Raw genomic sequence first — 12,587 nt, forward strand, 5'->3', positions numbered from 1 at the left:
TCGCGCGCATCAGGCGCGCCACCGTGCAGCGCGCGACCGCCACGCCTTCCCGGTTCAATTGCAGCCAAACCTTGCGCACGCCATAGACCTCGAAGTTTTCGGAAAACACCCGCCGGATCGCCACCTTCAGGGCCAGGTCGCGCCTGGCCCGCCGAGAAAGCTTCGAAGGATCAACGCGGCTGGCGACATTGGCGTGATAGGTTGAAGGGGCGATCGGCAAGACCTTGCAGATCGGCTCGACCCCATGGGCTTGCCGATGATCGTCGATGAAGGCGATCATCACTTCGGTCGGCGGTCGAGCTCCGCCAGCGCAAAATATTCCGAGGCCTTGCGCAGGATCTCATTGGCCTGCCGGAGTTCGCGGTTCTCGCGCTCCAGCGCCTTCAACTTCTCGGCGACTTCGCTCGGCACGCCGGAGCGCTTGCCGCTGTCGGTTTCGGCTTTGTTGACCCATTCGCGCAGGGTGTGCGGCGAACAGCCGATCTTCGACGCCACAGACGACACCGCCGCCCAGCGCGAGGCGTGATCGCCCTCGTGATCTAAAACCATTCGCACCGCGCGGGCGCGAACCTCAGGTGAAAATTTATTGGTCGTCGTGCTCATGATAGCCCCATCCTATTTTGGAGTTGGGGCCTCCGGCAAACCCGGCGCGGTTCAATGCGACCGATATACAGCTTGCAAATCTGACCGGATAAGTGGGACATATTCTCAGGCGCTGCTTATTGTGGACCGCGCGCGAGCGGCGGAATTGTTGGGGCTCTGGGCACGTCGCCGCAGAACCTGCTATGAGGGGCATGAGGCGTGACGTGTCGCTGGTCGGTCGATGCCGCCGTGTTGTAAACGTTGGTTATGACCATGCGGCTTTCCTGTTGACAAAATGTTCTATTTAGACCATGAGGACCAAGCTTGTATGTTTTTTTGCTCATGAAATTTGGCGGAGTTCTTAATGCTTGATGCCATAAACGATTTGGACAACAGTATTCCGCTGATTATTGACCTCGATGGCACATTTATACACACAGATTCATTGTATGAAAACTTGATCGATGCGTTGTTTCATTCGACAGGCCGTTTGTTGAGAGTGGTTCCGAAGCTGATTGCAGGCCGTGCGCGTATCAAGCAGTCCTTGGCGAAGGTGCGGCCGCTCGATCCAGCGAATTTGCCTTACCGCACGGAGATTTTGGAGCTTATCCGCGCCGCCCGCGCCGCCGCCCGCAGAGTTTACCTCGTGTCCGCCGCCGACCAGCAGATCGCCGAATCCGTTGGGCGTCATCTTGGCTTGTTCGATGGGGCGAAGGGAAGCGATGGCGAGGTCAACCTCAAGGGGTCGAACAAGCTGGCATGGCTTAGAGACACGTTCCCGCATGGATTCATTTATGCGGGCGACAGCGCGGCGGATCTTCCGATTTGGTATGCGTCTAAACTTGCTGTTTTGGTTGGCAACGGGGGGCGCTTTGCCCACAGGTTGCGCGAGACTGGCGTTCCTGTCGCGACCGTCGGGGAGGAACAGCACGATTCTTTGCGCGATTGGCTCGCGGAATTCCGTTTGCACCAGTGGTCGAAGAACCTTTTGATTTTTGTGCCTCTCGTTCTCGGGAACATCGGCGGCGACACCGCTGCGATTCTGAAAACAGCGGCAGCCTTCTTCATCGTCGGTCTCGTCGCGTCTGGAACCTATGTGATCAACGATCTCGCTGATCTAAAGGCAGATCGCAGCCATGCGACAAAGCGGTTTCGCGCCATTGCCGCGGGCCGCATCGGCGTCGGAGAAGGGCTTGTGGCAAGCCTTTTGCTTATCGTTGTCGGATTTGGCTTCGCGGTCGCCCTCAACGCGGCCTTCGCCGCAGCCCTAGGTTGCTATCTTATTGTCACACTCGTCTATTCGTTCCGCTTGAAGCGCGTTGCGCTTTTCGATGTCGCCGCGCTGGCGGTCTTGTTCACGCTGCGGATCGGCATGGGCATTTTCCTGAACGATTTGCCGGTGTCGCCCTGGATACTGTCCTTTTCGGCTTTCTTTTTCTTTTCGATGGCGCTCGCCAAGCGGCATGTCGAACTGATGCGCGCCGAATCCCAGGGGAATACGCGAAAAATCGCCGGTCGAGGCTACATGACCAGTGACTGGCCGTTGACGCTCGCGTTCGGCGTCGCGAGCGCCTTGTGCTCCATGATCGTGATGCTCCTGTTCGTGGTGGAACAAGGGCATCTGACGGGAGGGTACCGGCATCCGGGCTGGCTGTTCGCGATGCCGACCTGCATCTTGCTATGGACATCGCGGATATGGCTCTTGAGTCACCGGAGAGAGCTCGATGACGATCCGGTCGTGTTTGCGATAAAGGACCCCCCAAGTTATGCGCTTGGCGGAGTGATGCTTGCTGCATTATTGCTTGCGGTTTGAACGGTAAGGTTTGTGTCGTCGTGCACGCGCGTCCGGAGCGGGCTCATCCCCACGCGCGTGCGTCTGAAATGCCGATCGGCAAACGGTTGAAAAGGGAGATACGTTATGTTTCACCTTGTGACAGGTGGCTCGGGCTTTGTTGGATCGACAATCGCACGACGGCTGGTCGAACGGGGGGAAAAGGTTCGCGTATACGATTTGTGGCGCGCTGAAGATCAGCCTGCGGAAGTCGAATTCGTACAGGGCGACATCAATGACCGCGCCGCGGTAGCCGCCGCTATGCACGGCATTGACTGCGTCCATCACAATGTCGCTTTGGTGCCGCTCGCCAAGGCCGGAGACCGGTTCTGGACCGTCAACGTCGAAGGAACCCGCATCGCGCTCGAAGAAGCGAAACGAGCGGAAGTCAAGATGTTCGCGCACATGTCGTCGAGCGCGGTGTTTGGGTCGCCCGAGGTCATGCCGATCACCAATGACACGCCGCGCAGACCGATCGAAATCTATGGCGAGGCGAAAAAGGCCGGCGAGGATCTAGTGCTCGAAGCTCAGGCTCATGGCTTTCCGGCTTCAGTCATCCGTCCGCGTACAGTGATCGGCATCGGGCGGCTCGGGATCTTCGAGATTCTTTTCGATTGGATCCGAGATAAGGCCAATATTTACATCATCGGTTCGGGCGACAATCTGTTCCAGTTCGTTCACGCCGAGGATATTGCAGATGCGAGCATTTATAGCTGTCTGAAACACGTTCCGGGCGTCTTCAATGTCGGCGCGGAGAAATTCGGCACGTTGCGCGAAGACCTGGAATTTTTGTGCCAGCATGCTGGAACGGGGTCGAAGGTCGTCAGTCTGCCAACTGGACTGACGATCGCCACGCTACAGACGCTCGACAAGGTTGGACTATCGCCGCTTGGCCCGTGGCACTACCTCACCTACCACAAGCCCTTCCATTTCGATTCCGAACCGGCATTTGCCGCGTTGGGCTATCGGCCGCGTTATGACAACCGCTCGATGCTGACCGACAGTTACGATTGGTTCGTCAATAACTTCGACGCTTCAAAGGTGAAGGCTGGCGCCTCAACGCACAAGCGCCCAGTCAAACAGGGGATCCTAAGGGTCTTGAAAGCGCTGTCGTAAGCGGATGGCGATGGCCTTGCGAAAAGTTATCGTCGTGCCGGACGGTCTTCAGGCGGAGCGCGGAACTGGTCGCGCTCTGCCGCAGCCAAGCTTCATGTACCGCGGTGTGCTTGATCACGCAGCGCGTCAATACCTGCGCGATACACTGTATTTGGCGCCGGCCAACGACTTCGGTTGCGGTGTCTGCGAACAGGCCGCCGCCGCCGCGTACCTCCGGAAAGCCGCGCCCGATGTCGTCTGTGTCGCCGTGGCGTACGGGCAGTCGAACTACATCGACACACGCGGCAACGCGCGCGGGATGCGTCTTCACTTTGAGCAACGGTCGGCGTGGCCAGTCCCGCCAATCACACTCATTGCGGCGCGTCCGCACGCAAGGCGAGCCGCCCTGTGCTTTCGCAAGGAAGGCTTTCTGATCGAGCGCCTCGTCGCGGTCGACTGCTCCATTCCGCCCGAAGAGCCGGTGGTTTCGCGATTGTGGTATTATCGCTGGCCGACCATTCATGCGACTTATGAGGCTCTGGCTTATCTGCGGGATTTGCTGCGTCCGGCGGCTTGAATCGGGGTGACAGCATGTCGGTTTCGTTGATGGCTCTCGTTTTCGCGATCTTGGCCAATAGTGGGGCCAATATTCTGATTAAAAAGGCCGGAACAGTCGAAAGCGGACTGGCGAGCTACATCTCGGTCTGGTTTATAGCTGGGCTGGTGTTGTTCGGGCTCAATCTCGTGGCTTATACGTTCGCAGTCCGGTCGATTGCGTTGTCGGTCGCCTATCCGATACTGGTCGGAGGTTCGCTCGTTCTGATTGCCGCTTACACGTCATTCGGCCTGCAAGAATCATTCGGCGTGTCGAAATTGGCGGGCTACGCGTTTGTCATTGCTGGAGCCTACCTCATCGTCCGCTGAACCTTGCCCGAAGGTGATTGCGCGCCGGGCCTGACGGTTGACAAAAAGGCGCTTCCGACGGCCTCTCGCGGGTGGACTTCATCGCTTTTCCGAAATAGTAAAGCTCCATGTTATTCAGCTTGATCATTATCGAAACTATGGTTCCAGATTGGCCGCTTCTCGATCTGCGAGCGAGGGATGCGGCGCATGCTCGCATCGCCAACGATGTTGTAACAGCCATCTCTCTGGCGCCTTTGCATGTCAAAATCGGTGTGAGCGTGCTCTCCATCCTCCTTGGCGCAATGGTCCGCTGTCTAGCTCTGACTGCGGGCGGGTCGCTCGGCCGCCGAAACGAGCGCGCCAACCGACTCTATGGTTTGATCCAGCGCCTACCCGGCCCGATGGCGGCCGTCGTGCGACTCTATCGTTCGATGACGCTTCTGTCGTACTATGAGCAGCCTGAAATTGCGCAAGCGTTGCTGGCACTTGGAGAGACGAGGGCATGAAAGGCAGTTTTCGTCCCTGCTCGCCCCTCGTGCTCGACGCCGACGCGGTGATCATCGGCTCCGGAGCCGGCGGTTCAAGCGTCGCTGACGTGCTGACCGCCGCAGGTCTTTCCGTGGTGATGCTCGAAGAGGGCGGGTATTTGCCGGGGTCGCGGGCCTCGGCTCTGGCGACCGAGGCTTTCCCGGCAGCGTGGCGCTGCGGCGGCCTGACGGCCGCGCTCGGCCGCCCGCCAATAGCCTATGCGGAGGGGCGCGGCGTCGGCGGCGGCACCGAAATCAACAGCGCCATCGTCCAGCGGACCGCCGACGAACTGATCGACGAGTGGCGCGCGCGCTACCGCATCGAGGAATTTAGCCCGGAAGCGCTTGCGCCCTATTTCGAGCGTGCGGAATCTACGGTCAACGCCAGCTATACGCCGGGCGCCCTTGGACGGCCAACCGACATCCTGCGCGAAGGCGGCAAACGGCTAGGCTGGAAGGTCTCCGATCTGAAACGCGGCCAAAAGGATTGCAAGGGCGCTAACCGTTGCTCCTTCGTCTGCCCGAACGGGGCCAAGCAGTCGATGGCGGTGACGCTGTTGCCGCGCGCCATCGGCCGCGGCATGCGGTTGCTTGCCCATACGCGCGTGACGAAGCTTGTAATCCGCAAGGGGCGGGTCGAAGAGGTGCGCGCCCAAGCGACTGACAGCAGCGGCTCCGCCCTGCCGGTCGTCATCCGCGCGAACCTGGTGTTTTCCTGCGCCGGAGCGATCCACACGCCCGCCTTGTTGCAACGCTCGGGCTTGCGGCGGCGCATCGGCGCGACTCTGCGGCTTCACCCGACGATCAAGGCGACGGCCGTCTTCGATGAGCCGGTCGACGCTCATGCGTCCCGGTTGCCGCTCAGCGCAATCACCGAGTTCATGCCGGATCAAAGGATCGGCGGTTCGGTATTCACGCCGTCGGTGTTCGCCCTCTCGCTTGCCGAGGATTGGAAACAGCGTGCCGATCTGATGATGGATTGGCGGCGCTGCGGCTCCTATTACGGAATGATCCGACCGAAGGGGACTGGCTCGGTGCTCGCCCTTCCGGGTGCCCGAGAGCCTCTCGTGCGATATGCGCTCGCTCCGCAGGATTGGGTGGCGCTGGGTCAAGTCCTGACGCGGCTCGGGCAAGCGATGTTCGCCGCAGGCGCCCGCAAGGTGTTTCCAAGCATCAGCGGCCACAAGGGGTGGACGAATGCGGGCGAAGTCGAGGAATTTTGGGATCGGCCTTTGCCGGCAACGTCCACCAATCTGATGACGATCCATTTGTTTTCGTCTTGTCCGCCTGGGGAGAACGCCGACCTGTGCGCCACGGACAGTTTTGGACGCGTGCGCGGAATCGAGAACCTGTTCGTCGCCGACGGCAGTCTCATTCCCGAGGCGCCGGGCGTCAATCCGCAGATGACAATCATGGCGCTGGCTTTTCGCGTGGCGGAAGCCGCCCTGGCGCTCTCCGGTCGGGCGCGCGTGGCGTTGGTCGATCGAGAAACCGCCTGATCCGCCTGACACCGAGGATGTCCGATGAATAATGACCCGTCGCCGCGTCTGAATGCTCCGCTGATCCTCGTCACCGGAGGCGGCGGCTGGCTCGGCAAGCGCGTAGTCGCGGCGCTGACCGCCGGCCTGCCGGAGGCTGGTCCGCTCGCGGTCGGAGGGCATCGGGTGAGGGTCCTAGCTCCCGCCGGCGAAGTCACGTCAGAGTTGATGGCGTTCGGGGTCGATATCGTCACCGGCGATCTTCGCGATCCGGACGCCGTCGCGGACTTCTTGCAGGATTCCCAAGGCGCCGTTCTGATCCACCTCGCCGGCATCATCCACCCGCGCGCCGTTGCGGAGTTCGAAGCGATCAACACGCAGGGCGCCATCGGTTTGATCGCCGCCGCCAAGAAGGCGGGCGTGCGCCGCGCGGTGGTGATGTCGTCGAACTCGCCGATCGGCTGCAATCCGCGGCCGGACCACCGCTTCGACGAAGAAAGCCCTTACAATCCCTACATGGGATACGGGCGCTCGAAAATGTTGATGGAAAAGGCGTTGCGGGCGGAAATGGCGGCCCGGACGTCGCTCGAAATCTGCATCGTCCGCGCGCCCTGGTTTTACGGGCCGGGTCAACCTCCGCGCCAGACGCTGTTTTTTCAGATGATCAAGGAGGGCAAATTTCCGATTGTCGGCTCGGGCGAAAACCGCCGTTCCATGGGATACACCGACAATCTCGCCCAGGGCATATTGTTGGCGGCTGCCCATGACGCAGCGGTGGGAGAAATTTTCTGGCTGGCTGACGAGGCGCCCTACACGATGCTTGAGGTCATCGAGACCGTCGGCGCCGTGCTGCGCGAGGATTTCGGCATGACGGTCAAACCCAACCGGCTGCGGTTGCCCGGCGTCGTCGGCGACATCGCGACGCTGGTGGATGCGAGCTTGCAAAGCCTCGGCGTCTATCAGCAAAAAATTCATGTCTTGTCCGAGATGAACAAGACGATCGCCTGTGACATATCCAAGGCGAAACGCCTGCTCGGCTATCGGCCGGAAGTCGCGCTGCGCGACGGCATGCGCCGGTCGACCGAATGGTGCCTGCGCAACGGTCAGGTGATTTGAGAGCGGGAACGAATTTGAAGGCGTCGCACGCGAAAATCATGGAACTGGTGCTGGGAAATGATTTCTGTCCGGCGCGCTCGGCAAAGGCCAGTCTGCTGAGCGCAAAAAACGATCGATCGCGACCATGATCTGCCGGTCGCGCGCTAGCGTCTTTATTTTCGCATGATCTTTTCCAAAAACTGGTGTCCACTTTTTGGGATCATGCTCTAACCCGGATTTCTCAAACGGGGCTGTGCATCGGGGCTACGAATCACAGATAAGTTGTTTTGCGAGAACGACTTAGCGTGAGGCAGTGAGGTTCCCCGATGCCGACGGAGTGTAGCGCGAAACCGAGCATTTTCACACCCGTGGAAGGGCGGGCCGTGGTGGCCGAATTTGACGCCGGGGCGGTGACCTCGGACGCGGGCGGGCTGCTGTTGGGGGAGGCCGACAAGGCCATCGGTCTGGTTCGTCGCTTGGCCGACTGCTTTCGCGATAAGCGCGATGGCCGCTTCATCGAACACACGGTGGCCACGCTGGTCGGCCAGCGCGTGTTCGGCATCGCCCTGGGATATGAGAACCTCAACGATCCCGATGATCTGCGCCATGATCCGATGATGTCGGTTCTGGCCGGCAAGCTGAAAGCCTGGAGGTCGGACTGCGCGCCCGTGGCCGGCAAATCCACGCTGAACCGGCTCGAACTGTCGCGCGCTGCGCCGACGAAGTATCGCAAGATCGCGCACGACCCGGCCGCGATCGAAAACTTGTTCGTCGATCTCTTCATCGAAGCGCACGCAAAAGGTATCCACCGGAGCATAGATACCACCGCCATATACGTGAAGGTGGCGCTGCCGCAACTCGCCGACGTGGCGCAGCCCTTTCCGGGAGACGCGTCATGAGCGTCTTCGCCAAAACGCTGGCCGAGAAAGTCCAGAGCTACATCGAGCTTCGACGCTCGCTCGGCTAGCGCAGCTTGTCGCGGGCATATTGCGGGCGGTTCTCGGTGGTCCACATCCGGCGGCCCCTCCAGAATCAGGCCGCAAACCTTGAATCACAAATGACTCAACCGATTCAACTTCTTTTCGGACGGACACTTAATTCGGTTCGGGCGTGAGGATGGTGAGGCAACACGCCCATTTGCCCTCGACCGCGGCCATGATGGCGAAAACGAAGGTTTCATCGGCCTGATACACGAATAGCAGGGCGTTTTTTGCGTCGGACGCCTGCCTTGGCGTATCCCTCCGGCGTGACGCGCCTTGCGAAAATTGAGGCCTGCGCGATGCTTCGCAGCTAAATCGGCTTTATGAGCGAGGTTAGCTGCGCAGCATGGGACGAATTACGGTGATATCGGGCGCCGAGCGCCGCCGGCGGTGGAGCGACGAAGACCGGGCGCGGATTCTTGCGGCCATTTCCGAACCCGGGGCGGTGATCGCGGAGGTGGCGCGGCGCGAAGACGTTTGCGCCAGCCTCGTCTTCAAATGGCGCCGGGAGATGCGCGAAGCTGTTGAAGCGGATGCTTCCGGATTTGCGCCCGTTGTCATCGAGCCGGCGCCGGCTTCGCCTTGCTCGTCATCGAACTTGGGTTCCGCCGTGATCGAGGTGGAGTTGAAAGATGCGCGCGTGCGCATCCACGCAGGCGCTCCAACGTCGGCGATCGCGGCGGCTTTGAAGGCGCTGCGGCCATGATCCCGATCCCCTCGGGATGCCGCGTCTGGATCGCCATGGGCCACACGGACATGCGCCGGGGCATGCAGGGCTTGGCGCTTCAGGTCCAGGAGCAGTTGAAGCGCGATCCCCATGCCGGCGACCTGTACGTCTTCAGAGGTCGCAGAGGCGATCTGGCGAAAATTCTTTGGCATGATGGGGTCGGCCTATCTCTGTACGCGAAGAGATTGGACCGGGGAAAGTTCATCTGGCCTTCCGCGAAAGACGGCGTCGTTTCGATCTCGGCGTCCCAGATGGCCTGCATGCTGGAGGGGATTGACTGGCGAAATCCGCAATTGACCTGGCGGCCGACCAGCGCCGGATGACGCGGAAAAAATCTGGGGCCGAACGCATTTTGGGGCGCCTCGAATCGCGAGAATTATGATTCACTCTTACGTATGGACGCCGCCAGCCTCGCCCTTGCCGAAGAAAACGCCGCGCTGAAAGCGGAGCTGGCGGTGGCGCGGGCGAAAGCCTCCGAGGACACGGCGTTGATCGCGCAGCAGAAGCTGCGGATCGCCATGCTGGAGCGGCAAGTTTACGGGCAAAGGTCGGAGCGCTCAGCGCGCCTGGTCGACCAGTTGGCGCTGGCGTTCGAAGAGGCGGAGGCCAGCGCCACGGAAGACGAACTGGCGGCGGAAAAGGCCGTCGCCAACACCACGACCGTGCGCGCATTTACGCGCAAGCGCCCCGACCGCAACACCTTTCCCGACCATCTCCCGCGCGAACGCGTGGTGATCGAAGCCCCGACGACCTGCGCGTGCTGTGGCGGCAAGAGGCTGCGCAAGCTCGGCGAGGAGGTGACGCGGACGCTGGAGTCGCAGCCGCGCCAGTGGAAGGTGGTCGAGACGGTGCGCGAAAAGTTCACGTGTCGCGATTGCGAGAAGATCACTCAGGCGCCCGCGCCCTTCCACGCCATCCCGAGGGGATGGGCGGGGCCGAGCCTGCTGGCGATGATCGTGTTCGAAAAGTTTGGCCAGCACCAGCCGTTGAACCGCCAGGCCGAACGCTACGCGCTGGAAGGCGTGCCGATCGCGCTGTCGACCATGGCGGACTCCGTGGGATCGGTCTGCGCGGCGCTCGCGCCGATCCTTCGCATGGTGGAGTCCCATGTGATGGCGGCCGAGCGGTTGCACGGCGACGACACCACCGTGCCCGTTCTGGCCGAGGGCAAAACCGACACCGGGCGATGTTGGGTGTATGTGCGCGACGACAAGCCGTTCGGCGGCGCCGGCCCGCCGGCGGCGATGTTCTATTACTCGCGCAATCGCCGGGGCGAGCATCCGCAGGCGCATCTGGCCGGATATTCCGGAATCTTCCAGGCGGACGCCTTTGAAGGCTACGGCAAGCTTTATCAGGCTGACCGAAAGCCCGGTCCGATCAAGGAGGCGGCGTGCTGGGTTCATGCGCGGCGCCCGTTCTTCGCCATGGCCGACATCGAGGAAAACGCGCGGCGCAAGGCCACCGGCAAGAAGGAAATCCCGCTGTCGCCGATCGCGATCGAGGTCGTGCGCCGCATCGACGCGCTGTTCGAAATCGAGCGGACCATCAACGGCAAGAGCGCCGCGGAGCGCCTCGCGGTTCGACAAAAACTGAGCCGGCCGCTGGTCGAGGATCTCCAGGCCTATATGTGCGAGCAAGCCGCCAGACTGTCGCGCGGGCATGATCTGGTCAAGGCGATCAACTACATTCTCAAGCGTTGGGCCGCCTTCACGCTCTTTCTGGATGATGGCCGGGTTTGCATGTCGAACAATGCCGCCGAACGGGGCCTGAGAGGGATCGCTCTGGGAAGAAAATCGTGGCTGTTCTGCGGTTCGGATCGCGGGGGCGAGCGCGCCGCAGCCATGTACAGCCTCATTATCTCCTGCAAGATGAATGGCGTCGATCCGCAGGCCTGGCTGGCCGACGTCCTCGCCCGCATCGCCGGCCATCCGGCGCATCGGTTGGATGAGTTGGTCCCGTGGAACTGGAAACCGCAGGCGCCGGCCAGCGCCGCTCAGGCCGCCTGAGCCCGGTCAGCCCACGCCTGCGTGGTATGCCGGATGGATACCCATCATCTCAAACACGACAGGCCCATAGGTCCGGATGTAACGATAGCCGTCGTAATCGAGATTGTACGCGATGATCGTAATAGCCTCTCCAAGGCTCTGGCCCATGTCTGCCACTGCATCCAGCAATTTGGAGGGTCTGCCGAAGCTCCCATGCTCCTGCCCCCTCCACTTGACGTCAGATGCCACGTCCGTAGGATCGAACAGCCGCTTGTCTTCGTTCAAAGGGGGGTCGCCATAGCGGTGAAGTCGCAACGATAAGCGAAAAGCCTTGGCGGCATGTTCCAGAGCGGCGGGAAATTGTTCCTCACGCACGGCGGCTTCAGCAGCTTGTAACGCTGACCTCACCTCGTCTGATCTCACCAGCGCCGACAACGAGATACTGTCAAACTCGATCTCGAACAGCTTCGGCGCGGCGTCGGCCAGGAAGGCGGTGATCGTCGCGCGAAAGCCTTCGACATCATGCCGAGACGGCAATGTGCCCCTGTGTTTGACTTCCACTCGTGCATTGTTAAACCTACGCATCTGCTCTTGATAAGGCAACGTCAGTCCAGCGGTTGCGAATGCTGGCCAGTAAGCCATGAACTCGACCGACTTTGTTAGCTTCACCTCAGGATGATTTTCAGCCGCGACCTGGAGAAACAGTTCGACAGCGTCGTGAAACGGGAGCAGCGCCAAACCGCCGACAAGATCACCTTTGCGCTCCTGCTCAAGGGCCTGGTTGTAGAGATAACGAACGATCGTCAGTCGTCGCATCGTTGGGGCAGATAGAACCAAGCTCATTCTCCAGGTCCTGTCTTGACCAGCGGTGCGTCGTCGTCAGGGGTGGGAAGGATCGTCGCGAGATCGCCTTCGATGTCGATGTCGTAATGCGCCGCCAAGAACACGACCTGCTGACCGACCCTCGCTCGAAACGCGCCGAGCGCGACGAAGAAGCCTGGGCCAACGCCCCTGTCTCGCGAGTGCGCGTCGAAAAACCGGAACTCCTCATTCTCGTCATCATGAAACCGACGTCCTGCGGCGCGTATGGCGCGGATCGGGCTGACGGCGAAGGCCCTGGGGCCAAGTTCCTGAAGAGCTTTCGTGCTCTGTTCCCGTATTTCATGAACAGAGCGTTCGACTTGGCTCGTGACCTCAAGGTCTTCTGCGTTATACAGAACACGGCGATCCTCCAAGAAGATCAAAAAACGCCGAACCACGTCGGCGTCCGACGGACCACCGTCCGACCACTGAATGCCGCCCAGCGGCGTGCTGATGCCCGTGATGCGTCGTGCGGTGTCGGCCGTCAGCCTTCCACTGCACTTGAACCAGTTGCCCATGCTGT

At 61.0% G+C, this 12,587-nt stretch carries 13 protein-coding genes, 1 pseudogene and 1 other annotated feature; of the genes and pseudogenes, 11 read left to right on the forward strand and 3 right to left on the reverse strand.

Annotated elements, in window-relative coordinates:
* Positions 1–603 (reverse strand): annotated as a pseudogene (locus tag CCR94_RS17540) (IS3 family transposase); the annotation flags it as partial.
* Positions 206–322 (reverse strand) — a sequence feature (AL1L pseudoknot). (Overlaps the previous pseudogene by 117 nt.)
* A gap of 343 nt (positions 604–946) precedes the next feature.
* On the opposite strand from CCR94_RS17540, the gene CCR94_RS17545 reads away from it, so the two are divergent.
* The 11 genes from CCR94_RS17545 to tnpC all read left to right on the forward strand — a co-directional run bounded on the left by CCR94_RS17545 (position 947) and on the right by tnpC (position 11,224).
* Positions 947–2,395: a UbiA family prenyltransferase gene (locus CCR94_RS17545; RefSeq protein WP_104509141.1), complete on the forward strand. Its 1,449-nt coding sequence runs from the start codon at positions 947–949 to the stop codon at positions 2,393–2,395.
* Positions 2,396–2,500: 105 nt separating this feature from the next.
* Complete coding sequence (locus tag CCR94_RS17550) at positions 2,501–3,529, forward strand: NAD-dependent epimerase/dehydratase family protein (RefSeq protein WP_104509142.1); 1,029 nt, start codon at positions 2,501–2,503, stop codon at positions 3,527–3,529.
* A gap of 16 nt (positions 3,530–3,545) precedes the next feature.
* Positions 3,546–4,085 (forward strand): hypothetical protein, encoded by a 540-nt coding sequence (locus tag CCR94_RS17555; RefSeq protein WP_146090076.1) that lies wholly within the window; start codon positions 3,546–3,548, stop codon positions 4,083–4,085.
* 14 nt (positions 4,086–4,099) lie between these two features.
* Positions 4,100–4,432, forward strand: a complete 333-nt coding sequence (locus tag CCR94_RS17560; RefSeq protein WP_104509144.1) for a DMT family transporter — start codon at positions 4,100–4,102, stop codon at positions 4,430–4,432.
* 119 nt (positions 4,433–4,551) lie between these two features.
* Positions 4,552–4,917, forward strand: coding sequence for a hypothetical protein (locus CCR94_RS17565; protein WP_146090077.1), 366 nt, complete (start codon positions 4,552–4,554; stop codon positions 4,915–4,917).
* Positions 4,914–6,437: an FAD-dependent oxidoreductase gene (locus CCR94_RS17570; protein ID WP_104509146.1), complete on the forward strand. Its 1,524-nt coding sequence runs from the start codon at positions 4,914–4,916 to the stop codon at positions 6,435–6,437. The genes CCR94_RS17565 and CCR94_RS17570 overlap by 4 nt, the downstream gene beginning before the upstream one ends.
* A 24-nt stretch (positions 6,438–6,461) precedes the next feature.
* Complete coding sequence (locus CCR94_RS17575; RefSeq protein ID WP_104509147.1) at positions 6,462–7,532, forward strand: NAD-dependent epimerase/dehydratase family protein; 1,071 nt, start codon at positions 6,462–6,464, stop codon at positions 7,530–7,532.
* A 305-nt stretch (positions 7,533–7,837) separates the two neighbouring features.
* Positions 7,838–8,410, forward strand: coding sequence for a transposase (locus tag CCR94_RS25545; RefSeq protein WP_104509148.1), 573 nt, complete (start codon positions 7,838–7,840; stop codon positions 8,408–8,410).
* Positions 8,411–8,837: 427 nt separating this feature from the next.
* Positions 8,838–9,197, forward strand: a complete 360-nt coding sequence (gene tnpA, locus CCR94_RS17585; RefSeq protein ID WP_104509149.1) for an IS66-like element accessory protein TnpA — start codon at positions 8,838–8,840, stop codon at positions 9,195–9,197.
* Positions 9,194–9,541 carry an IS66 family insertion sequence element accessory protein TnpB gene (gene tnpB, locus CCR94_RS17590; protein WP_104509150.1) on the forward strand — a complete coding sequence of 116 codons (348 nt, stop codon included), beginning with the start codon at positions 9,194–9,196 and terminating at the stop codon, positions 9,539–9,541. Before tnpA ends, tnpB begins: the two co-directional genes overlap by 4 nt.
* 72 nt (positions 9,542–9,613) lie before the next feature.
* On the forward strand, positions 9,614–11,224 hold the full coding sequence (gene tnpC, locus CCR94_RS17595; RefSeq protein WP_104509151.1) for an IS66 family transposase: 1,611 nt from the start codon (positions 9,614–9,616) through the stop codon (positions 11,222–11,224).
* Between the two features lie 6 nt (positions 11,225–11,230).
* Here tnpC and CCR94_RS17600 read toward each other — a convergent pair whose 3' ends face one another.
* Both CCR94_RS17600 and CCR94_RS17605 read right to left on the reverse strand, forming a co-directional pair.
* The gene (locus CCR94_RS17600; protein WP_146090078.1) at positions 11,231–12,046 is read right to left on the reverse strand and encodes a hypothetical protein; all 816 of its coding nucleotides are present in this window, start codon (positions 12,044–12,046) and stop codon (positions 11,231–11,233) included.
* Complete coding sequence (locus CCR94_RS17605; RefSeq protein ID WP_104509153.1) at positions 12,043–12,582, reverse strand: DUF6650 family protein; 540 nt, start codon at positions 12,580–12,582, stop codon at positions 12,043–12,045. Before CCR94_RS17605 ends, CCR94_RS17600 begins: the two co-directional genes overlap by 4 nt.
* Positions 12,583–12,587 lie beyond the last annotated feature (5 nt).

This window comes from Rhodoblastus sphagnicola (assembly GCF_002937075.1).
In the GTDB taxonomy this organism is placed as follows: Bacteria; Pseudomonadota; Alphaproteobacteria; order Rhizobiales; family Beijerinckiaceae; genus Rhodoblastus; species Rhodoblastus sphagnicola.

What these genes read in the sequence shown, in the direction of transcription:
- CCR94_RS17575 (WP_104509147.1), top strand. Translation starts at nt 6,462, where the DNA reads ATGAATAATGACCCGTCGCCGCGTCTGAATGCTCCGCTGATCCTCGTC.
- tnpA (WP_104509149.1), top strand. Translation starts at nt 8,838, where the DNA reads ATGGGACGAATTACGGTGATATCGGGCGCCGAGCGCCGCCGGCGGTGG.
- tnpB (WP_104509150.1), top strand. Translation starts at nt 9,194, where the DNA reads ATGATCCCGATCCCCTCGGGATGCCGCGTCTGGATCGCCATGGGCCAC.
- CCR94_RS17545 (WP_104509141.1), top strand. Translation starts at nt 947, where the DNA reads ATGCTTGATGCCATAAACGATTTGGACAACAGTATTCCGCTGATTATT.
- CCR94_RS17570 (WP_104509146.1), top strand. Translation starts at nt 4,914, where the DNA reads ATGAAAGGCAGTTTTCGTCCCTGCTCGCCCCTCGTGCTCGACGCCGAC.
- CCR94_RS17560 (WP_104509144.1), top strand. Translation starts at nt 4,100, where the DNA reads ATGTCGGTTTCGTTGATGGCTCTCGTTTTCGCGATCTTGGCCAATAGT.
- CCR94_RS17600 (WP_146090078.1), bottom strand. Translation starts at nt 12,046, where the DNA reads ATGAGCTTGGTTCTATCTGCCCCAACGATGCGACGACTGACGATCGTT.
- tnpC (WP_104509151.1), top strand. Translation starts at nt 9,614, where the DNA reads ATGGACGCCGCCAGCCTCGCCCTTGCCGAAGAAAACGCCGCGCTGAAA.
- CCR94_RS25545 (WP_104509148.1), top strand. Translation starts at nt 7,838, where the DNA reads ATGCCGACGGAGTGTAGCGCGAAACCGAGCATTTTCACACCCGTGGAA.
- CCR94_RS17550 (WP_104509142.1), top strand. Translation starts at nt 2,501, where the DNA reads ATGTTTCACCTTGTGACAGGTGGCTCGGGCTTTGTTGGATCGACAATC.
- CCR94_RS17605 (WP_104509153.1), bottom strand. Translation starts at nt 12,582, where the DNA reads ATGGGCAACTGGTTCAAGTGCAGTGGAAGGCTGACGGCCGACACCGCA.